This window comes from Agromyces hippuratus, from assembly GCF_013410355.1.
Taxonomy (GTDB): Bacteria; Actinomycetota; Actinomycetes; order Actinomycetales; family Microbacteriaceae; genus Agromyces; species Agromyces hippuratus.
Map to the genome: position 1 here is coordinate 1807782 of NZ_JACCFI010000001.1, position 19359 is coordinate 1827140.

At 66.3% G+C, this 19359-nt stretch carries 29 protein-coding genes; 1 reads left to right on the forward strand and 28 read right to left on the reverse strand.

Annotated elements, in window-relative coordinates; genetic code table 11:
* Nucleotides 1-48: 48 nt before the first annotated feature.
* The 20 genes from rplO to rpsJ form a co-directional block, all read right to left on the reverse strand.
* The gene (rplO, locus tag BJY17_RS18295; RefSeq protein WP_218889870.1) at nt 49-729 is read right to left on the reverse strand and encodes a 50S ribosomal protein L15; all 681 of its coding nucleotides are present in this window, start codon (nt 727-729) and stop codon (nt 49-51) included.
* Nucleotides 729-914, reverse strand: a complete 186-nt coding sequence (gene rpmD / locus BJY17_RS08435; protein WP_074260115.1) for a 50S ribosomal protein L30 — start codon at nt 912-914, stop codon at nt 729-731. The genes rplO and rpmD overlap by 1 nt, the downstream gene beginning before the upstream one ends.
* On the reverse strand, nt 914-1615 hold the full coding sequence (gene rpsE / locus BJY17_RS08440) for a 30S ribosomal protein S5 (RefSeq protein WP_179550964.1): 702 nt from the start codon (nt 1613-1615) through the stop codon (nt 914-916). The genes rpmD and rpsE overlap by 1 nt, the downstream gene beginning before the upstream one ends.
* Nucleotides 1612-1971, reverse strand: a complete 360-nt coding sequence (gene rplR / locus BJY17_RS08445; protein WP_056652955.1) for a 50S ribosomal protein L18 — start codon at nt 1969-1971, stop codon at nt 1612-1614. Before rplR ends, rpsE begins: the two co-directional genes overlap by 4 nt.
* A gap of 2 nt (nt 1972-1973) precedes the next feature.
* Nucleotides 1974-2510 (reverse strand): 50S ribosomal protein L6, encoded by a 537-nt coding sequence (rplF, locus tag BJY17_RS08450; RefSeq protein ID WP_179550965.1) that lies wholly within the window; start codon nt 2508-2510, stop codon nt 1974-1976.
* 4 nt (nt 2511-2514) lie between these two features.
* The gene (gene rpsH, locus BJY17_RS08455; protein WP_056010852.1) at nt 2515-2913 is read right to left on the reverse strand and encodes a 30S ribosomal protein S8; all 399 of its coding nucleotides are present in this window, start codon (nt 2911-2913) and stop codon (nt 2515-2517) included.
* 130 nt (nt 2914-3043) lie between these two features.
* Nucleotides 3044-3631: a 50S ribosomal protein L5 gene (rplE, locus tag BJY17_RS08460; RefSeq protein ID WP_074260112.1), complete on the reverse strand. Its 588-nt coding sequence runs from the start codon at nt 3629-3631 to the stop codon at nt 3044-3046.
* A complete protein-coding gene (rplX, locus tag BJY17_RS08465; RefSeq protein WP_074260111.1) occupies nt 3631-3990 on the reverse strand; it encodes a 50S ribosomal protein L24 in 360 nt (119 codons plus the stop codon). Before rplX ends, rplE begins: the two co-directional genes overlap by 1 nt.
* 2 nt (nt 3991-3992) lie before the next feature.
* Nucleotides 3993-4361 carry a 50S ribosomal protein L14 gene (gene rplN / locus BJY17_RS08470; protein WP_056652970.1) on the reverse strand — a complete coding sequence of 123 codons (369 nt, stop codon included), beginning with the start codon at nt 4359-4361 and terminating at the stop codon, nt 3993-3995.
* Between the two features lie 33 nt (nt 4362-4394).
* The gene (rpsQ, locus tag BJY17_RS08475; RefSeq protein WP_074260110.1) at nt 4395-4697 is read right to left on the reverse strand and encodes a 30S ribosomal protein S17; all 303 of its coding nucleotides are present in this window, start codon (nt 4695-4697) and stop codon (nt 4395-4397) included.
* 2 nt (nt 4698-4699) lie between these two features.
* Nucleotides 4700-5029 (reverse strand): 50S ribosomal protein L29, encoded by a 330-nt coding sequence (gene rpmC / locus BJY17_RS18750; RefSeq protein ID WP_179550966.1) that lies wholly within the window; start codon nt 5027-5029, stop codon nt 4700-4702.
* On the reverse strand, nt 5029-5448 hold the full coding sequence (rplP, locus tag BJY17_RS08485; RefSeq protein WP_056010870.1) for a 50S ribosomal protein L16: 420 nt from the start codon (nt 5446-5448) through the stop codon (nt 5029-5031). The genes rpmC and rplP overlap by 1 nt, the downstream gene beginning before the upstream one ends.
* A 2-nt stretch (nt 5449-5450) precedes the next feature.
* Nucleotides 5451-6203, reverse strand: coding sequence for a 30S ribosomal protein S3 (rpsC, locus tag BJY17_RS08490; RefSeq protein ID WP_056010873.1), 753 nt, complete (start codon nt 6201-6203; stop codon nt 5451-5453).
* On the reverse strand, nt 6203-6568 hold the full coding sequence (rplV, locus tag BJY17_RS08495; protein ID WP_074260108.1) for a 50S ribosomal protein L22: 366 nt from the start codon (nt 6566-6568) through the stop codon (nt 6203-6205). Before rplV ends, rpsC begins: the two co-directional genes overlap by 1 nt.
* Before the next feature lie 25 nt (nt 6569-6593).
* A complete protein-coding gene (gene rpsS / locus BJY17_RS08500; RefSeq protein ID WP_056010880.1) occupies nt 6594-6875 on the reverse strand; it encodes a 30S ribosomal protein S19 in 282 nt (93 codons plus the stop codon).
* A gap of 12 nt (nt 6876-6887) precedes the next feature.
* Complete coding sequence (gene rplB, locus BJY17_RS08505; RefSeq protein ID WP_074260107.1) at nt 6888-7727, reverse strand: 50S ribosomal protein L2; 840 nt, start codon at nt 7725-7727, stop codon at nt 6888-6890.
* 17 nt (nt 7728-7744) lie between these two features.
* Nucleotides 7745-8050 carry a 50S ribosomal protein L23 gene (gene rplW, locus BJY17_RS08510; protein ID WP_056010886.1) on the reverse strand — a complete coding sequence of 102 codons (306 nt, stop codon included), beginning with the start codon at nt 8048-8050 and terminating at the stop codon, nt 7745-7747.
* Nucleotides 8047-8706: a 50S ribosomal protein L4 gene (gene rplD / locus BJY17_RS08515; RefSeq protein WP_179550967.1), complete on the reverse strand. Its 660-nt coding sequence runs from the start codon at nt 8704-8706 to the stop codon at nt 8047-8049. Before rplD ends, rplW begins: the two co-directional genes overlap by 4 nt.
* A gap of 3 nt (nt 8707-8709) precedes the next feature.
* Nucleotides 8710-9366: a 50S ribosomal protein L3 gene (gene rplC, locus BJY17_RS08520; RefSeq protein WP_056010893.1), complete on the reverse strand. Its 657-nt coding sequence runs from the start codon at nt 9364-9366 to the stop codon at nt 8710-8712.
* 8 nt (nt 9367-9374) lie between these two features.
* Nucleotides 9375-9683 (reverse strand): 30S ribosomal protein S10, encoded by a 309-nt coding sequence (rpsJ, locus tag BJY17_RS08525; RefSeq protein ID WP_017201594.1) that lies wholly within the window; start codon nt 9681-9683, stop codon nt 9375-9377.
* A 502-nt stretch (nt 9684-10185) separates the two neighbouring features.
* Here rpsJ and BJY17_RS08530 point away from each other — a divergent pair.
* Complete coding sequence (locus BJY17_RS08530) at nt 10186-10635, forward strand: OsmC family protein (protein ID WP_179550968.1); 450 nt, start codon at nt 10186-10188, stop codon at nt 10633-10635.
* 6 nt (nt 10636-10641) lie between these two features.
* On the opposite strand, the gene BJY17_RS08535 is transcribed toward BJY17_RS08530, so the two are convergent.
* From BJY17_RS08535 to BJY17_RS08570, 8 genes are all read right to left on the reverse strand, one after another.
* Nucleotides 10642-11856, reverse strand: a complete 1215-nt coding sequence (locus BJY17_RS08535) for an acyltransferase family protein (RefSeq protein ID WP_179550969.1) — start codon at nt 11854-11856, stop codon at nt 10642-10644.
* 109 nt (nt 11857-11965) lie between these two features.
* Nucleotides 11966-13159 (reverse strand): elongation factor Tu, encoded by a 1194-nt coding sequence (gene tuf, locus BJY17_RS08540; RefSeq protein WP_179550970.1) that lies wholly within the window; start codon nt 13157-13159, stop codon nt 11966-11968.
* A 112-nt stretch (nt 13160-13271) separates the two neighbouring features.
* Nucleotides 13272-15386, reverse strand: coding sequence for an elongation factor G (gene fusA, locus BJY17_RS08545; RefSeq protein WP_179550971.1), 2115 nt, complete (start codon nt 15384-15386; stop codon nt 13272-13274).
* Between the two features lie 143 nt (nt 15387-15529).
* On the reverse strand, nt 15530-16000 hold the full coding sequence (gene rpsG / locus BJY17_RS08550) for a 30S ribosomal protein S7 (RefSeq protein ID WP_056010907.1): 471 nt from the start codon (nt 15998-16000) through the stop codon (nt 15530-15532).
* Complete coding sequence (gene rpsL / locus BJY17_RS08555) at nt 16000-16374, reverse strand: 30S ribosomal protein S12 (protein ID WP_022893888.1); 375 nt, start codon at nt 16372-16374, stop codon at nt 16000-16002. Before rpsL ends, rpsG begins: the two co-directional genes overlap by 1 nt.
* Nucleotides 16375-16647: 273 nt before the next feature.
* Entirely contained in the window at nt 16648-17295 is a 648-nt protein-coding gene (locus BJY17_RS08560) for a spermidine/putrescine ABC transporter substrate-binding protein (protein WP_179550972.1), read from the reverse strand.
* A gap of 69 nt (nt 17296-17364) precedes the next feature.
* Nucleotides 17365-17844, reverse strand: coding sequence for a DUF6121 family protein (locus tag BJY17_RS08565; RefSeq protein ID WP_179550973.1), 480 nt, complete (start codon nt 17842-17844; stop codon nt 17365-17367).
* A 155-nt stretch (nt 17845-17999) separates the two neighbouring features.
* On the reverse strand, nt 18000-19262 hold the full coding sequence (locus BJY17_RS08570) for a hypothetical protein (protein ID WP_179550974.1): 1263 nt from the start codon (nt 19260-19262) through the stop codon (nt 18000-18002).
* Nucleotides 19263-19359: the final 97 nt, after the last annotated feature.

Sequence of the window (19359 nt, forward strand, 5' to 3'; positions counted from 1 at the left end):
TCATACGCGAGGTCCCGACTGGCTCGTGCAATCGGTGCTGTTTCCGGTCTACTTGACCGAGCCGCCAGCGGCGACGATCTTCTGCTCGGCCGAGCCGGAGACCTTGTCGACCGCGACGTTGAGCTTCACCTGGATGTCACCGTTGCCGAGAACCTTGACGCGCTCGTTCTTGCGAACGGCACCCTTCTCGACGAGGTCGGCGATCGTGACGTCGCCGCCCTTCGGGTACAGCTCGGCGAGCTTCTCCAGGTTCACGACCTGGTACTCGACGCGGAACGGGTTCTTGAAGCCGCGGAGCTTCGGCGCACGCATGTGGTACGGAAGCTGGCCACCCTCGAACCCGGGGCGGATGTTGTTGCGAGCCTTCGAGCCCTTGGTACCGCGACCTGCCGTCTTGCCCTTCGAACCTTCACCGCGTCCGACGCGGGTCTTGTCCTTCTTGGCGCCAGGAGCGGGGCGGAGGTGGTGGACCTTCAGCACCTGCTCGCGCTTCTCCGCGACGTCCGCCTTGGGGGCGGCCTTCTTCGCGGGAGCCTTCTTCGCCGGAGCCTTGGGGGCTTCGGCTGCGTCGGCCTTCGCTGCAGCAGCCTTCGCGGGCGCCTTGGCGGGGGCCTTCTTCTCGGCAGCAGCCTTGGGGGCTGCCTTCGCGGCGGCGGGCTTGTCGGCCGTCTTCTTCGCCGGAGCCTTCTTGGGGGCTTCGGCGGCGACGTCCTTCTTCTCGTCAGCCATTAGTCAATCTCCTCAACCTTCACGAGGTGCGCGACGGTGTTCACGTAGCCGCGGTTCTGCGAGTTGTCCTCGCGAATCACCGAGTCACCGATGCGCTTGAGTCCGAGGCTGCGCAGCGTGTCGCGCTGGTACTGCTTCTCGCTCACCTTGGACTTGATCTGGGTCACCTTCAGCTGCTTGGCCATCAGGCACCTGCCTTCGCTGCTGCGGCGGCCTCGGCCGCCTGGGCCTCGGCACGCAGCAGACGGGCCGGAGCGACCTCGTCGTAGGCGAGGCCACGACGGGCGGCGACTGCACGAGGCTCTTCGAGCTCCTGCAGGGCGGCGACCGTGGCGTGCACGATGTTGATGGTGTTCGACGAACCGAGCGACTTGCTCAGCACGTCGTGGATGCCGGCGCACTCGAGCACCGCACGCACGGGACCACCGGCGATGACACCGGTACCAGCCGAAGCCGGACGCAGCAGGACGACGCCGGCTGCGGCCTCACCCTGGACGGGGTGCGGGATGGTGGCTCCGACGCGGGGGACGCGGAAGAAGTTCTTCTTCGCCTCCTCGACGCCCTTCGAGATCGCGGTCGGGACCTCGCGCGCCTTGCCGTAGCCGACGCCGACGAGTCCGTTGCCGTCACCCACGACGACGAGCGCCGTGAAGCTGAAGCGACGGCCGCCCTTGACGACCTTCGACACGCGGTTGATGGTCACGACGCGCTCGAGGAACTGGCTCTTCTCAGCGTCACGGCCACCGCGGTCGCGGCCACCCTGGTTGCGGTCACGACCGCCGCCGCGACGGTTGTCGCGCTCGTTCCGAGCCGGCTCCGAAGCTGCTGCCGTCTCGACGGGTGCCTCTGCGGTCACCTCGGTCTCCTTCGTAGTGTTCTCGCTCACAGGTTGAGCCCTGCCTCTCGCGCTCCATCGGCGATCGCTGCGACACGACCGGCGTACTTGTTGCCGCCGCGGTCGAAGACGACGGACTCGATGCCGGCCTTCTTCGCACGCTCTGCGACGAGCTCGCCGACCTTCTTGGCCTTGGCGGTCTTGTCACCGTCGAACCCACGGAGGTCTGCCTCCATGGTCGAGGCGCTGGCGACGGTCAGGCCCTTGCTGTCGTCGACGACCTGGACGAACACGTGACGTGCCGAACGGGTGACGACGAGGCGCGGGCGCAGCTCGGTGCCGACGACCTTCTTGCGAAGGCGGGTGTGGCGGCGCGAACGCGCAGCCGTCTTGGTCTTCACAGCCATGATTACTTACCTGACTTTCCGGCCTTGCGACGCACGACCTCGCCGGCGTAGCGGATGCCCTTGCCCTTGTACGGCTCGGGCTTCTTGATCTTGCGGATGTTCGCGGCGACCTCGCCGACCGCCTGCTTGTCGATGCCCGCGACCGTGATCTTGTTGTTGCCCTCGACGGTCAACGTGATCCCGGTGGGTGCGTCGACGACGACGGGGTGCGAGAAGCCGAGCGCGAGCTCGAGCGACGAGCCCTTCTGCGCGACTCGGTAACCGGTTCCGACGATCTCGAGAGCCTTGGTGTAGCCCTGGGTCACACCGATGATCTGGTTGGCGATGAGGGTACGCGTGAGGCCGTGCAGCGAGCGCGAGGTGCGCTCGTCGTCGGGGCGGGTGACGAGAACCTGGTTCTCTTCGAGCTTGACCTCGATGGGGGCGGCGACGGTGAGCGCGAGCTCGCCCTTCGGGCCCTTCACCGAAACGGCCTGGCCGTCGATCTTGACCTCGACGCCCGCGGGGATGTCGATGGGGAGACGTCCGATTCGTGACATGGAACTACCACACGTAGGCGAGGACTTCTCCGCCTACGCCCTTCTTCTCGGCCTGACGGTCGGTGAGCAGACCGCTGGAGGTGGACAGGATGGCAACGCCGAGGCCGCCGAGCACCTTGGGGAGCTCCGTCGACTTCGCGTAGACGCGGAGGCCGGGCTTGGAGACGCGCTTGATGCCAGCGATCGAACGCTCGCGGTTGGGGCCGAACTTGAGCTGCAGCGTCAGCGTCTTGCCCACGCGAGCATCGGTCAGCTCGAAGTCCGCGATGTAGCCCTCCTTCTTCAAGATCTCGGCGATGTTCGCCTTGAGCTTGGAGTTGGGCATCGACACGGAGTCGTGGTGTGCGGAGTTCGCGTTCCGCAGACGGGTCAGCATGTCAGCGACCGGGTCGGTCATCGTCATGACGAGTGTTTCCTTACGTTCACCAGGTTTCAGCGCCCGTTACACGAGCGATGACCTGTGGTGTCGGTCTTCCACGGATGCGGGAGACCGGGGTCGGATGCTGCGGGCGTGTGCCCGCAGCATCCGGGGTTCAGTTGGCGGACTCGGCCGACTTGAAGGGGAAGCCGAGCTGCTTGAGCAGCGCGCGGCCCTCTTCGTCCGTCTTGGCCGTGGTCACCACAGTGATGTCCATGCCGCGGACGCGGTCGATCTTGTCCTGGTCGATCTCGTGGAACATCGACTGCTCCGTGAGGCCGAACGTGTAGTTGCCGGTGCCGTCGAACTGCTTGTCCGAGAGGCCGCGGAAGTCGCGGATACGGGGCAGTGCGAGCGAGAGCAGGCGGTCGAGGAACTCCCACATGCGGTCGCCGCGAAGCGTGACGTGGGCACCGATCGGCTGGCCCTCGCGCAGCTTGAACTGCGCGATGGACTTGCGAGCCTTGGTGACCTGCGGCTTCTGGCCGGTGATCTTGGTGAGATCGGCGATCGCGCCGTCGATGACCTTGCCATCGCGCGCGGCTTCGCCGACACCCATGTTCACGACGATCTTCACGAGACCCGGAACCTGGTGCACGTTGGTGTAGCCGTGCTCCTCGGTGAGGGTCTTCGAGATCTCGTCCCGGTACTTGGTCTTCAGGCGCGGCTGGATTTTGCCAGCCTGCGTAGCCGTGTCGGTCATTACAGGTCCTTACCTGACTTCTTTGCGTAGCGGACGCGGACGGTCTTCTCGACGCCGTCCTTCGTCACGGTCTCGATGCGGAAACCGACGCGGGTCGGCTTCTTCGACTCGGGGTCGACGAGCGCGACGTTCGACACGTGGATCGGGGCCTCGACGGTCTCGATGCCGCCGGTCTTTGAGCCGCGCTGCGTCTGGCCGACGCGAACGTGCTTCGTCACGAAGTTGATGCCTTCGACGACGACGCGGTTCTCGGCGACGAGCACCTCGAGGACCTTGCCCTGCTTGCCACGGTCTCCGCCGCGAGCCTGGCTGCGGCCCGAGATGACCTGAACGAGGTCACCCTTCTTGATGTTGGCCATGACTAGATAACCTCCGGTGCCAGCGAGATGATCTTCATGAACTTCTTGTCGCGGAGCTCGCGACCGACCGGTCCGAAGATACGGGTGCCGCGGGGGTCACCATCGTTCTTCAGGATCACTGCGGCGTTCTCGTCGAACTTGATGTAGGAGCCGTCGGGACGACGGGTCTCCTTGACGGTGCGGACGATGACGGCCTTGACCACATCGCCCTTCTTGACGTTGCCGCCGGGGATCGCGTCCTTGACGGTCGCGACGATGGTGTCACCGAGGCCGGCGTACCGGCGCTTCGAGCCACCGAGGACGCGGATCGTGAGCAGCTCCTTGGCGCCGGTGTTGTCGGCGACCTTGACTCGTGATTCCTGCTGAAGCACTTTGAATCTCCTTCTTTCAAGTAAGCGCGGGGCTTACTTGGCCTTCTCGACGATCTCGACGAGGCGCCAGCGCTTCGTGGCGGAGAGGGGACGGGTCTCGCTGATCACGACGAGGTCGCCGATGCCGGCGGTGTTCAGCTCGTCGTGAGCCTTGACCTTCGAGGTACGGCGGATGACCTTGCCGTACAGCGGGTGCTTCACGCGGTCCTCGACCTCGACGACGATGGTCTTGTCCATCTTGTCGCTGACGACGTAGCCGCGACGAACCTTGCGGTAGCCGCGGACGAGCTCGGCCGCGGTGTCGACCTCGGCCGAAGCCTTCTTGGTCTCAGCCATGATCAGGCCTCCTTCGTCTCGTCGACCTCGGCTGCAGCATCAACGGATGCCTCGGCCTTGGCCTTCTTCGTCTTCTTCTCGGCCTTGACCGGAACCTCGACCGGCGCGGGCGTAGCCCGGATGCCGAGCTCGCGCTCGCGGATGACCGTGTAGATGCGCGCGATGTCGCGCTTGACCGCCCGGAGGCGGCCGTGGCTTTCGAGCTGACCGGTGGCCGACTGGAAGCGCAGGTTGAACAGCTCTTCCTTGGCCTTCTTCAGCTCATCGACGAGTCGCTCGTCTTCGAAAGTGTCGAGCTCGACGGGGCTGAGCTCCTTGGTGCCGACGGCCATTATGCGTCGCCCTCCTCGCGCTTGATGATGCGTGCCTTGAGGGGCAGCTTGTGGATGGCACGGGTCATTGCCTCACGAGCGAGTTCCTCGGAGACGCCGGAGACCTCGAAGAGGACTCGACCCGGCTTGACGTTCGCGACCCACCACTCGGGCGAACCCTTACCGGAACCCATTCGGGTTTCGGCCGGCTTCTTCGTGAGCGGACGGTCGGGGTAGATGTTGATCCACACCTTGCCGCCGCGCTTGATGTGACGCGTCATGGCGATACGAGCGGACTCGATCTGACGGTTCGTCACGTACGCGGGGGTCAACGCCTGGATGCCGAACTCACCGAAGGTGACCTTCGTGCCGCCGGTGGCGTGGCCCGAACGGCCGGGGTGGTGCTGCTTGCGGTACTTGACTCGACGGGGAATCAACATGGTTATGCCTCAACTCCTGCTGCCACCGGCTCCTGCGCCTTCGGCGCACGGCGGGGACGGTCACTGCGCTCGGGGCGCGACGACTTCTGGTTGGCCTGCTCGCGGGCGAGCTCCTTGTTGGTGATGTCGCCCTTGTAGATCCAGACCTTCACACCGATGCGGCCGAAGGTGGTCTTCGCCTCGTAGAAGCCGTAGTCGATGTTCGCGCGAAGGGTGTGCAGGGGCACACGGCCTTCGCGGTAGAACTCCGAACGGCTCATCTCGGCGCCGCCGAGGCGGCCGGAGACCTGGATGCGGACGCCCTTGGCGCCGGCGCGCTGAGCACCCTGCAGGCCCTTGCGCATCGCGCGGCGGAATGCCACACGAGCGGAGAGCTGCTCGGCGATGCCCTGAGCGACGAGCTGAGCGTCGGCCTCGGGGTTCTTCACCTCGAGGATGTTCAGCTGGATCTGCTTGCCGCTGAGCTTCTCGAGGTCGGCGCGGATGCGCTCGGCCTCGGCGCCGCGGCGGCCGATCACGATGCCGGGACGTGCCGTGTGGATGTCCACGCGGACACGGTCACGGGTGCGCTCGATCTCGATGCGCGAGACACCGGCGCGGTCCAGCGACGTCTGCAGCAGTCGACGGATCTTGATGTCTTCTGCAAGGTAGTCGGCGTAGCGCTGACCGGGCTTCGTCGAGTCGGAGAACCACCGCGACACATGGTCGGTGGTGATGCCGAGACGGAAGCCGTACGGGTTGACTTTCTGACCCATTACTTCGTACCCTCCTCGGGCGTGGCGAGCACGACGGTGATGTGGCTCGTTCGCTTGTTGATGCGGAAGGCACGACCCTGAGCGCGCGGCTGGAATCGCTTGAGGGTGGTGCCCTCATCGACGAATGCGCGGCTGATGTAGAGGTCCTGCTCGTCCAGGTAGGTGTTCGTGGCATCGGCCTTGACGCGAGCGTTCGCGATGGCCGAGGCGACGAGCTTGTACACCGGCTCGCTCGCACCCTGGGGTGCGAACTTCAGGATGGCGAGTGCCTCCTGTGCCTGGCGCCCGCGGATCATGTTGACGACGCGGCGGGCCTTCATGGGGGTGACGCGGATGTGTCGCACGCGTGCGATCGACTCCACCATTTCTTCTCCTCCTTCACGTCACCGCTTAGCGGCGACGGCCCTTCTTGTCGTCCTTCACGTGTCCACGGAAGGTGCGGGTGGGGGCGAACTCGCCGAGCTTGTGACCCACCATGGTCTCGGTGACGAACACCGGGATGTGCTTGCGGCCGTCGTGCACCGCGATGGTGTGACCCAGCATCGCCGGGATGATCATCGAACGGCGCGACCACGTCTTGATGACGTTCTTGCTGCCGGCCTCGTTCGCCGTGATCACCTTGCGAAGCAGGTGGTCATCGACGAAGGGGCCCTTCTTCAGACTGCGTGGCATCTTCTACAACTCCTACTTGCGCTTCTTGCCGACGTTACGGCGGCGAACGATGAGCTTGTCGCTGGGAAGATCGCGCTTGCGCGTACGGCCTTCCTTCTGGCCCCAGGGGCTGACGGGGTGACGTCCACCGGACGTCTTGCCCTCGCCACCACCGTGCGGGTGGTCGACCGGGTTCATGGCGACACCACGCACGGTCGGGCGGACGCCCTTCCAGCGCATGCGGCCGGCCTTGCCCCAGTTGATGTTCGACTGCTCGGCGTTGCCGACCTCGCCGACGGTCGCGCGGCAGCGCGCGTCGACGTTGCGGATCTCGCCCGAGGGCAGACGCAGCTGGGCGTAGGGGCCGTCCTTCGCAACGAGGCGAACGGATGCTCCGGCCGAGCGTGCCATCTTGGCACCGCCGCCGGGGCGCAGCTCGATGGCGTGCACCACGGTACCGGTGGGGATGTTCTTCAGCGGCAGGTTGTTGCCGGGCTTGATGTCGGCGCCGGGGCCCGACTCGACGATGTCGCCCTGCGAGAGCTTGTTCGGAGCCAGGATGTAGCGCTTGGTGCCGTCGACGAAGTGCAGCAGCGCGATGCGCGCGGTGCGGTTGGGGTCGTACTCGATGTGAGCGACCTTGGCGTTGACGCCGTCCTTGTCGTTGCGCTTGAAGTCGATCACGCGGTACTGGCGCTTGTGGCCACCACCGATGTGACGCGTCGTGATGCGGCCCTGGTTGTTGCGACCACCGGTCTTCGGCAGCGGGCGGAGCAGCGACTTCTCAGGCGTGGAGCGAGTGATCTCCGCGAAGTCGGCGACCGACGAACCGCGACGACCAGGAGTCGTGGGCTTGTACTTACGAATAGCCATTCTTATTCCTCTGCTCCCTAGCCGACAGCCGTGAAGATGTCGATCGAGCCGGACTTGAGGGTGACGATCGCGCGCTTGGTGTCCTTGCGCTTGCCCATGCCGAACCGGGTACGGCGGGTCTTGCCCTGACGGTTCAGGGTGTTGATCGACGCCACCTGGACGTTGAAGATCTTCTCGATGGCGAGCTTGATCTCGGTCTTGTTCGAGCGGGGGTCCACGATGAACGTGTACTTGCCCTCGTCGATCAGGCCGTAGCTCTTCTCCGAGACGACGGGCGCGATGATGATGTCGCGCGGGTCCTTGTTGTTCGCGGCGGCGGTCATGCCGAGACCTCTTCCTTCTTCGCCGTCTTCGAGGCCACGAAGGACTCGAGTGCAGCGGTGCTGAAGACGATGTCGTCCGAGACGAGCACGTCGTAGGCGTTCAGCTGGTCGACGCGCAGCACGTGCACGGTCGGGATGTTCCGCACAGCGCGCTGCGAGAGCTCTTCACCGGGCGCGAGCACGATGAGGAAGCGCTTCGCCGGAGCGATCGCTGCGAGGAGCGCGACGGCTTCCTTGGTCTTCGGCGTCTCGCTGGCCGTGAAGGCGGTGACCGCGTGGACGCGGCCGCCGCGTGCGCGGTCGGAGAGCGAGCCGAGGAGGGCCGCTGCGATCATCTTCTTGGGGGTGCGCTGCGAGTAGTCACGCGGCTGCGGGCCGTGAACGATGCCACCGCCGGTCATCTGAGGAGCGCGGATCGAACCCTGACGGGCGCGGCCGGTGCCCTTCTGCTTGAACGGCTTGCGACCGGCGCCGGAAACCTCGCCGCGGGTCTTGGTCTTGTGCGTGCCCTGGCGCGCTGCTGCGAGCTGGGCGACGACGACCTGGTGGATGAGCGGGACGTTGGTCTGCACGTCGAAGAGTTCGGCGGGCAGCTCGACCGAGCCGGACTTCTTGCCGGTCGCGTCGAGCACGTCAATGGTGTTGGCGGTAGCCATGGACTACGCCCCCTTCACTGCGTTGCGGACGAAAACGAGACGGCCGCGAGCACCGGGAACCGCGCCCTTGACGAGCAGCAGGCCCTTCTCGGCGTCGACGGCGTGCACGCGGAGGTTGAGCACGGTCACGCGCTCGCCACCCATGCGGCCGGCCATGCGCATGCCCTTGAAGACGCGGCTGGGCGTCGACGAGGCACCGATGGAACCGGGCTTGCGGTGGTTGCGGTGCGAACCGTGCGAAGCGGACACACCCTTGAAGTTGTGGCGCTTCATGACACCGGCGAAGCCCTTGCCCTTGCTCGTGCCGACGACGTCGACGAGCTGGCCGGCCTCGAAGGCACCCTCGACGGGGAGCTCCTGGCCGAGGGAGTACGACGCGGCGTCCGCGGTGCGGACCTCGGTCAGGTGGCGACGGGGGGTCACGCCTGCGGCGGCGAAGTGGCCGGTCGCGGGCTGGTTGACCTTGCGCGGGTCGATGGCGCCTGCAGCGATCTGCACAGCCTCGTAGCCGTCGTTCGCGACGGTGCGGAGCTGGGTGACCACGTTGGGGGCGATCTCGATGACGGTCACGGGCACGAGCTTGTTGTTCTCGTCCCACACCTGGGTCATGCCGAGCTTGGTGCCGAGCAGACCCTTCACGTTCTTGGTAGCGGAAGACATCTGTTACCTCAGAGCTTGATCTCGATGTTGACGTCGGCCGGCAGGTCGAGTCGCATGAGCGAGTCGACGGCCTTGGGCGTCGGGTCCACGATGTCGATGAGACGCTTGTGGGTGCGCATCTCGAAGTGCTCGCGGCTGTCCTTGTACTTGTGGGGCGATCGGATGACGCACACCACGTTCTTCTCCGTCGGAAGCGGCACGGGGCCGACGACCGTGGCGCCCGCGCGGGTCACCGTGTCGACGATCTTGCGCGCCGAGGTGTCGATGACCTCGTGGTCATACGACTTCAGTCGAATGCGGATCTTCTGTCCCGCCATTGCTGACTCTCTCTCTGTCAAGGCGTCTTACCCCTTCCGAGGGCATCGGACGCCGCGTAGCTACTCCGTGTGAAGCACCACTGTTCTTCTGTCAAAGGCCGGTGATCGAGCCTGTCGAAACCACCCGCCCGGATCAACCGGGGCGGTGCTCTCGACACGCTCGACCTTCGAGCCCGCCGACGCGCACGCAGACATGGTCGCCCATGGCGTTGTGAGTGTCGGTTTGTCTGTTCTCCTGCCTGCGGCCTAACCTGACCCCTGCGTGAGCCCCGTTGGAACGGGGCGAACCGGGTGGTTATGCACTGCCTGACAGTGATCCGATCAGCGCGCACGAGTGCACGCGTTCGAAATGTTGAACTCAACGAGTTTGCCACAATGAGTGCCTTCATGCAACCCGGGCGTGTCGCGCCCGTCCGGTTCACAGGGATGTCGCAGACGAGCACGCTCCGGCCCCGCGACATCCGTGATGGAATCGACGTGACGACCAAGTCTGGAGGCGTACATGACCGAGCACGCGCATCAGGTGAGCGACCGGATCGGACCGGGCAGCGTCTCGGTCAGTCGCACCGGCGAACGCACGTTCGAGGGCATGAACGAGCGCGGGTCGACGGTGCGCATCGGTCCGGCGGAGGCCGAGGGGCACTTCACTCCCGGCGAACTGCTCAAGCTCGCCCTCGCGGGCTGCGCCGGCATGAGTGCCGACCGGGTCGTCGCTCGGCGTCTCGGCGACGACTTCGCGATGACGGTGTGGGCGCACGGCACCTCCGACCACGAGAACCGCTACTCCCATGTCGACGAGGAACTGCTGCTCGACCTCTCGGCGCTCGACGAGCCCGAGCGCTCGAAGCTCATCGACCTCATGGTCAAGGCGATCGACCGGTCCTGCACGGTGGCGCGCAGCGTGCACGGCAGCATCGAACTCGAGACGACGATCGACGGCACGCCCGTCTGAGGCCGCTCAGTCGCGATCGCTGCGCGAGCACGCGACGTTGCGTTCGGCCGCGACGCCCGGCGCCACCACCCCGGCTCCGACGACGAGGGCGATCACGGCGCCGGTGGCGCCGAGCACGACCGCCGGCCGTGCGCGCAGGCCGTGCGACGGTGTGCGGAACGGGTCTTCGATGTACCGCTTCGAGAGGCCGGCGACGACGAACGAGAACGCCACGAGCAGGACCATCAGCCACGGTGGACTCGGCATGCCGGTGAGGTACGGCACGAACATGAAGATCGGCCAGTGCCAGAGGTAGAGCGAGTACGAGACGTCGCCCATCCACTGCACGGGCGAGAGCGCGGCGAGCCGCGCCGGCGACCAGGAGAGCTGCGGCATGCCCGCCCAGATCACGGCGAGCGTGCCGACCACCGGCGCGAGCACGATCGCACCGGGGAAGATGTCGGGCGATCGGAACGTCACGATCGGCACGATGATGACCACGAGTCCGACGAGCGACACGGCGGCACGCAGGCGCTCGTGGCCGCGAAGCGGGGTCGCGGCGACCAGTGCGAGCAGCCCGCCGACGCCGAACTCCCACATGCGCGTGAACGTCGAGAAGTAGGCGATGGCCGGGTTCTGCACGGTCAGCACGATGCAGTGCACGAACGACGCCGCGGTGACCGCGCCGAGCAGGAGCAGGAGCACCCGACGCGAACCGACTCCCCTGCGCGCGGCGAACCAGATGCCGACGATCAGCAGCAGCGGCCAGATGAGGTAGAACTGCTCCTCGACCGAGAGCGACCAGAAATGCTGCACGGGCGTCGACTCGAGATCGGCCCGCCGCGGGATCTGGGAGTCGACCGCGAGCTGCCAGTTCTCGTAGTAGAGCGCGCTCGCGACGATCTCCCTGAACCACGACCGCCACTCCCGCTGGGGCACGAGCGCGATCGTGAGCACCGAGACCACGGCGAGCACCGTCACGGCGGCCGGCAGGATCCGGCGGGCCCGCCGGAGGTAGAAGGTGCGGAGCGTGATGCGCCCGCGCTGTTCCGCGTCGCGCAGCAGGAGCCCGGTGATCAGGAAACCCGAGACGACGAAGAACACGTCGACGCCCATGTATCCGGCCGGTGCGACGGCGGGCCACCCGTGGTGGAGCACGACCGCTCCGACGGCGAGCGCCCGTAGAGCCTGAATCTCAGGGCGAACCGTCGATCGAACGAATGGCGTGGGGGAAGCTGCCATCCGTTCCAGCGTAGAACCGTCTACCCGCCGGCGGAAGAGGAGGGTTCCCGGGTACACGAAAGGGGCCGGGCCCGAAGGCCCGACCCCTGTCGGCGATCAGTAGGTGAACCTACTTGACGATCTTGGTGACCGTACCGGCACCCACGGTGCGTCCACCCTCACGGATGGCGAAGCCGAGGCCCTCTTCCATGGCGATGGGCTGGATCAGCTCAACCGTCATGTCGGTGGTGTCGCCGGGCATGACCATCTCGGTGCCCTCGGGCAGCGTGATGACGCCGGTGACGTCGGTGGTGCGGAAGTAGAACTGCGGACGGTAGTTCGCGTAGAACGGGTTGTGACGCCCGCCTTCCTCCTTGGAGAGGATGTACGCGGTGCCCTCGAAGTTCGTGTGCGGGGTGACCGAGCCGGGTGCGACGACGACCTGGCCGCGCTCCACGTCTTCGCGCTTGGTGCCGCGAAGGAGCAGACCGCAGTTCTCGCCGGCCCATGCCTCGTCGAGCTGCTTGTGGAACATCTCGATACCGGTGACCGTGGTCTTCTGCGTCGGGCGGATGCCGACGATCTCGACCTCGGAGTTGATCTTCAGCGTGCCACGCTCGGCGCGGCCCGTGACGACGGTTCCACGACCGGTGATCGTGAAGACGTCCTCGACCGGCATGAGGAAGGGCTTGTCCTTGTCGCGCACGGGGTCGGGGATCGACTCGTCGACGGCGTTCATGAGGTCGAGGACCGACTGGACCCACTTCTCGTCGCCCTCGAGCGCCTTGAGGCCCGAGACCTGCACGACGGGAGCGTTGTCGCCGTCGAAGCCCTGGCTCGAGAGCAGCTCGCGAACCTCGAGCTCGACGAGCTCGAGGATCTCCTCGTCGTCGACCATGTCGGACTTGTTGAGCGCGACGAGCAGGTACGGCACGCCGACCTGCTTGGCGAGCAGCACGTGCTCGCGCGTCTGCGCCATCGGGCCGTCGGTCGCCGCGACCACGAGGATCGCGCCGTCCATCTGAGCCGCACCGGTGATCATGTTCTTGATGTAGTCGGCGTGACCCGGGGCGTCGACGTGCGCGTAGTGGCGCTTCGGCGTCTCGTACTCGACGTGCGAGATGTTGATCGTGATGCCGCGCTGGCGCTCTTCGGGAGCGGAGTCGATCGACGCGAAGTCGCGCTGCACGTTGGTGGCCGACGGGTACTTGTCGGCGAGCACCTTCGAGATCGCTGCGGTGAGCGTGGTCTTGCCGTGGTCGACGTGACCGATCGTTCCGATGTTGACGTGCGGCTTGGTCCGCTCGAACTTGGCCTTAGCCACTGTGGGTCCTCCTCAGGACTCGTGTAGATCCGCCGGGCGCTGGATTGCGACCGGAGGTCTACGGGGGTTGTGTTGATATGTTACGCGAACCGGAAGGTTCGTGCGTATCGGACTATTCGCCCTTGTTCTTCTGGACGATCTCGTCGGCCACAGCCTTCGGGACCTCCGCGTAGCTCTGGAACTCCATCGAGTACACCGCGCGACCAGAGGTCTTCGACCGAAGGTCGCCGATGTAACCGAACATCTCCGAGAGCGGGACGTGCGCACGCACGACCTTCACGCCTGCGGCATCCTCCATGGACTGGATCTGACCGCGACGCGAGTTCAGGTCGCCGATGACGTCGCCCATGTACTCCTCAGGAGTACGGACCTCGACGGACATCAGCGGTTCGAGCAGGACGGGGTTCGCCTTGCGAGCGGCTTCCTTGAAGCCCATCGAGCCGGCGATCTTGAACGCCATCTCCGAGGAGTCGACGTCGTGGGCGGCACCGTCGAGGATCGACGCCTTGACGCCGACCATCGGGTATCCGGCGAGGATGCCGTACTGCATGGCATCGCGGAAACCGGCATCGATCGAGGGAATGTACTCGCGCGGGATGCGGCCACCGGTGACCTTGTTCTCGAACTCGTAGATCTTGTCGCCTTCGATCTCGAGCGGCTCGATCGCGAACTGGATCTTCGCGAACTGGCCGGAACCACCGGTCTGCTTCTTGTGGGTGTAGTCGTGCTTCTCGACCGCGCGCTTGATCGTCTCGCGGTACGCGACCTGGGGCTTGCCCACGTTGGCCTCGACGTTGAACTCGCGCTTCATGCGGTCGACCAGGATGTCGAGGTGGAGCTCGCCCATGCCCTTGATGACCGTCTGACCGGTCTCCTGGTTCTGCTCGGTGCGGAAGGTCGGGTCCTCTTCGGCGAGCTTCTGGATCGCCGTGCCGAGCTTCTCCTGGTCGGCCTTGGTCTTCGGCTCGATGGCGACCTCGATGACGGGCTCGGGGAAGGTCATCGACTCGAGGACGACCTGGTTGTTCGGGTCGCAGAGGGTGTCACCGGTGGTGGTGTCCTTCAGGCCGATCACCGCGTAGATGTTGCCGGCGGTCACCGAGTCGATCGGGATCTCCTTGTTGGCGTGCATCTGGAAGATCTTGCCGATGCGCTCCTTCTTGCCCTTGGTCGAGTTGACGACCTGGGCGCCGCTGTCGAGGCGACCGGAGTAGACGCGCACGTAGGTGAGGCGACCGAAGAACGGGTGCACCGCGACCTTGAACGCGAGGGCCGTGAACGGCTCCGACGCGTCGGCGTGACGCATGACGATCTTCTCTTCGTCACGAGCGTCGTGCGCCTCGATGGCGGGCACGTCGAGCGGCGACGGAAGGTAGTCGATGACGGCGTCGAGCATGGGCTGCACGCCGCGGTTCTTGAACGCCGAACCGCAGAGCACGGGGTAGATCTCGGAGTTGACGGTGAGCTTGCGGATCGCGGCCTTGATCTCGGCCACGGTCAGCTCTTCGCCGCCGAAGTACTTCTCCATCAGCGCGTCGTCGGTCTCGGCGACGACCTCGAGCAGCGCGGTGCGGTACTCGGCGGCCTTGTCGACGAGGTCGGCGGGGATCTCCTCGATGGCGTACTCGGCGCCCATCTTGACGTCACCCTTGGCATCGCCGCGCCACGTGAGCGCACGCATCTCGACCAGGTCGACGACGCCCTCGAATGCGGACTCCGAACCGATCGGGAGCTGCAGCACGAGGGGCTTCGCGCCGAGGCGGCTGATGATGGTGTCGACCGTGAAGTAGAAGTCGGCGCCGAGCTTGTCCATCTTGTTGACGAAGCAGATGCGCGGGACGTCGTACTTGTCGGCCTGACGCCAGACGGTCTCGGACTGGGGCTCGACGCCCTCCTTGCCGTCGAAGACGGCGACCGCGCCATCGAGCACGCGGAGCGAACGCTCGACCTCGACCGTGAAGTCCACGTGGCCGGGGGTGTCGATGATGTTGATCTGGTTCTTGTTCCAGTAGCAGGTCACGGCGGCAGACGTGATCGTGATGCCGCGTTCCTTCTCCTGCTCCATCCAGTCGGTCGTCGAGGCGCCGTCGTGGGTCTCGCCGATCTTGTGGTTGACGCCCGTGTAGAACAGGATGCGCTCGGTCGTGGTGGTCTTGCCGGCATCGATGTGCGCCATGATGCCGATGTTGCGGACCTTGTTCAGGTCGGTGAGCACGTCTTGTGCCACGGGGGTTCCTCCGGAGATTCAGGAAGGGAAAGGGAGTGGGAGCGGATGCCGCGAGCCGAGGCCCGCGACATCCGCTCTGCCTGCTACCAGCGGTAGTGGGCCCGACGGATGCCAGCCGCGGGGGAAGGCATCCGCTCTGCCTGCTACCAGCGGTAGTGGGCGAAGGCGCGGTTCGACTCGGCCATCTTGTGGGTGTCTTCGCGGCGCTTGACCGCGGCACCCAGGCCGTTCGAGGCGTCGAGGATCTCGTTGGTGAGACGCTCGGTCATCGTCTTCTCGCGACGAGCCTTGGCGTAGCTGGTGAGCCAGCGGAGGGCCAGGGTGTTGGCGCGGTGGGGCTTGACCTCGACGGGGACCTGGTAGGTCGAGCCGCCGACGCGGCGCGAACGCACCTCGAGGGTCGGGCGCACGTTGTCGAGCGCCTTCTTCAGGGTGGCGACGGCATCCTGGCCGTTCTTCTCGGCGACGTTCGAGAGCGCTTCGTAGACGATGCGCTGCGCGAGGTCCTTCTTGCCGTCGACGAGGATCTTGTTGACGAGCTGGCTGACGACGGGCGACCCGTAGACGGGGTCGGCGACGACGGGGCGCTTCGGAGCGGGTCCCTTACGAGGCATTACTTCTTCTCCATCTTCGCGCCGTACTTGCTGCGGCCCTGCTTGCGGTTCTTCACGGCCTGCGTGTCGAGCGCGCCGCGGACGATCTTGTAGCGCACACCGGGGAGGTCCTTGACACGACCACCGCGGATGAGCACCATCGAGTGCTCCTGGAGGTTGTGGCCCTCACCGGGGATGTAGGCGGTGACCTCGGTGCCGTTGGAGAGCTTCACACGAGCGACCTTGCGGAGCGCGGAGTTCGGCTTCTTCGGGGTGGTGGTGTACACACGCGTGCACACGCCGCGCTGCTGGGGGTTCGCCTTCAGGGCGGGAGCCTTGGTCTTGGTGACCTTCGGCGAGCGGCCCTTGCGGACCAACTGCTGAATGGTTGGCACTGCTTCTCCTTGTTGGTGCTGCACGGTGACAGCGTTTGATGGAATTCACATCACGACCCACCGGCACCGCAGAGTTGCAGCGCCTTGGTTGATGGGTATGCCGTGGGGGCGAATAGCCCGATGCGTGCACATGATCTCGGCCCGTTTCGCTCCGGTCTTACCGGCACGATTCGAGCGCGCGACAACGCGCACACCCGATCAATGGTAATGCGCCGTCACCTCGCGGTCAAATGGCGACGGATGCGGCGGGGCCGCCGACTCCCCCGCAGCCCGTCAGCTCGGCCATCCGGGCGAGTCGAGTTCGCGGTCGAGATCGGCGAGCAGGTCTTCGATCTGCGGCTCGACGAGGCGCTCGACCGCGTTGCCGATGCGGTAGCGGTGCTGGGCGAGCTCGACGCAGATGCGGCGGCCGAGCTGCTTGGCGAAGTCGTCGGCGAGGCGAACCTCCTCGCGGAGCGCCTCCTTCTCCTGGGGCGTGAACGGGCGCGGTGCCGGTTCGGCGGCTTCGGCCGCGGCATCCGCTTCGAGTCCTGACAGCGTGAAGAGGAACGGCTGGTCGGGAACGGGCTCGGGGTCGACGTCGAGGCCCAGGAACTCGGGCTCGAGGCCCTCACCGGCACGGTACGGACGGCGCGCCTTGCGTTCCTCTGCGAGCCGGATCTCGCGGTGCAGCATCGGCAGGTTGCGTGCGGTGTAGTCGTCGACCGCGAGGTCGATGACCCCCTTCATGCGCATCGAGAACGCGTGCTGCACCGGATGCGGCACGTCGACGTCGAGGCCGGCGGCAGCGAGGATCGGCGAGCCGAAGCACCGGGTGCAGAGTCGCACGCGGGCGCGATGCGTCCCGGGTCGCCACCGGGGCAGCCATGCCAGCCACCGGTCGACCTCGTGACTCACGCGCGCCTCGATCGAACCCTGCATCAGGTTCACGATACTGCCGCCGCGCAGTCCGCGTCACAGATCGGCGAGCGGATGGCGCGGCGCGGGGCGTCACTCGTCTTCGTCGCGCTCCCACGGCCACTTCGGGCGCTCCATGCCGGAGTCGCGACCACGCGCCACGAGCACGGCGAAGGCCGCGGTCACCGCGGCGAGCGCGGGAATGAGCAGACCGAACCAGCCGATTCCGAATCCGAGGCCGAACAGCAGCGCGGCGAGCAGGGTGCTGCCCTCGCTCGCGAGGGCGAAGCCGCCGACCGAGAAGACGACGAAGACGAGCCACGTCCAGACCGCGGAGAACAGGACGCTCGACCAGATGCGGTCGGGACGCCGGAGCGTGACGGCGAGCGTGAGCAGCAGTGCGATGACGGATGCGCCGATCGCCGCCGGTGCCACGAAGAGCCCCGCCTCGGGGTCGACGACCACCTCGACGCCCGTGAAGAGGCTCACGAACCCGTACGCGCAGACGACGAGGGCGAGATCGAGCGCCGCGGCGAAGGCGGCGACGATCCAGGCCGTACGGCGTGGGTCCATGCCATCGAGCGTACGCCGCGCGCGGATGACCGTGGCTCGCCGGGTTCGTCTCGGCCGGCCGGACCGACCGATCCCCCGCCGTCGATGGAGCCGGGGGCCGCCGATCGAGAGGACCATCGATGTCGACCTCGACCACATCGCGAGCGGGAAGGGTGTCAGCGTGCGATCGCGGGTGGCGCATCGAGCAGCTCGGCCCATGCGCCCCATCGGGGCACCGGCCGGACTGCTTCCGCGATCTCGATGGGTGGCATCTCGGCCGTGTCGATCGTCTCGGACCCCTTCGATGAGAGCGTCAACCGCCGCGATCCATCGGCAGCGATGTCGGTGCACGCCGTCAGCGCCGGCTCATCGCCCGCGGTCACCGGCTCGTCGTAGTCCATGATCGACACCCGATCGAGCAACATGTGGTCACCGACCTGATGCCACCGCATCGTGAGATCTGGAACACCGGGCGGCACCTGCCGGGAAACGTGAAACCCCGGATTCGGCCCGCAGGCGACGACCACGACCGCTCTCGGCACACCGGACTCCTCCGGCCCGACGAGCGTCAACTCACCGCCGACCTCGTACATCACCCGGCGTGCCTCGTCTTCGCGGATCCACGACGACGCCGCCACCGCATCCTGTCGAACCGGGTCGAAGCGGCCGCAGAACCTGAACCCGCCCGAACCAGCCGGCGCACCAGCTCTCGATGCAGCCGCCGCCTCCGGATCGCCCATCGCCGAGGTCGATGGCTCTCCAGCCGGCGCTGCCGGTTGTTGTGCGGCCGCAGTGCTTTCAGGCTGCGCTGCAGCGGACGATCGACCGACGTCATCGCGCATCGCGACGAACACCGTATCGATCTGGGCAGCACTCAGAACCCCGTTGGGGAACATGGACAGGTCGAGCAGCTCGTTCCACATGCCCCAGGCGGGCTCGGCTCGACGCAGACGCGAGATGCCCAGCGGCGCCAGTTCAGACGCAGGCTCGGTCACCCAACTGCCCCGGACTCCGGGATCGGTACGGAACGCGCGCGTCAGGTAGACGGAACCGTCTGGCCCGATCCGCGCTGTCGTCGAGACGTGAGCCTCGTCCCATTCCTCAGCCGGCTCAGGGAAGACCATCGCGTGCACAACATCGAGGGCCAGCCCGTCGCCGGTGTTCTTCCACCACAGTTCGAGATCGCAGAAGATCGGCGCAAGGAATCGACGCACCGTGTAGGACGGAGACGCACCGCACGTGATCACCACCACGTACGGCACCCGTCCCGTCATAGGATCTGCGGGCGGCACCACGGTCAGCTCCGCGCCCGCGGAGTGCCACCGCCTCTGCGCCTCGGCCTCATCGATCCACGTCCACTGCGGATCCGACGGTGGACGCTGCGTCTGGGCACTGAAGCGACCGCAGAACCGGAACTCAGCCACCAGATACCACTCCACTCTCTACGGAATGCCGCCGCACCGCATCATCAATGCGAGGCTCGAACACGATATCGCCGGTTCGTCAGACTGGAGTCCCTCGATTCCGTCCTGGCTT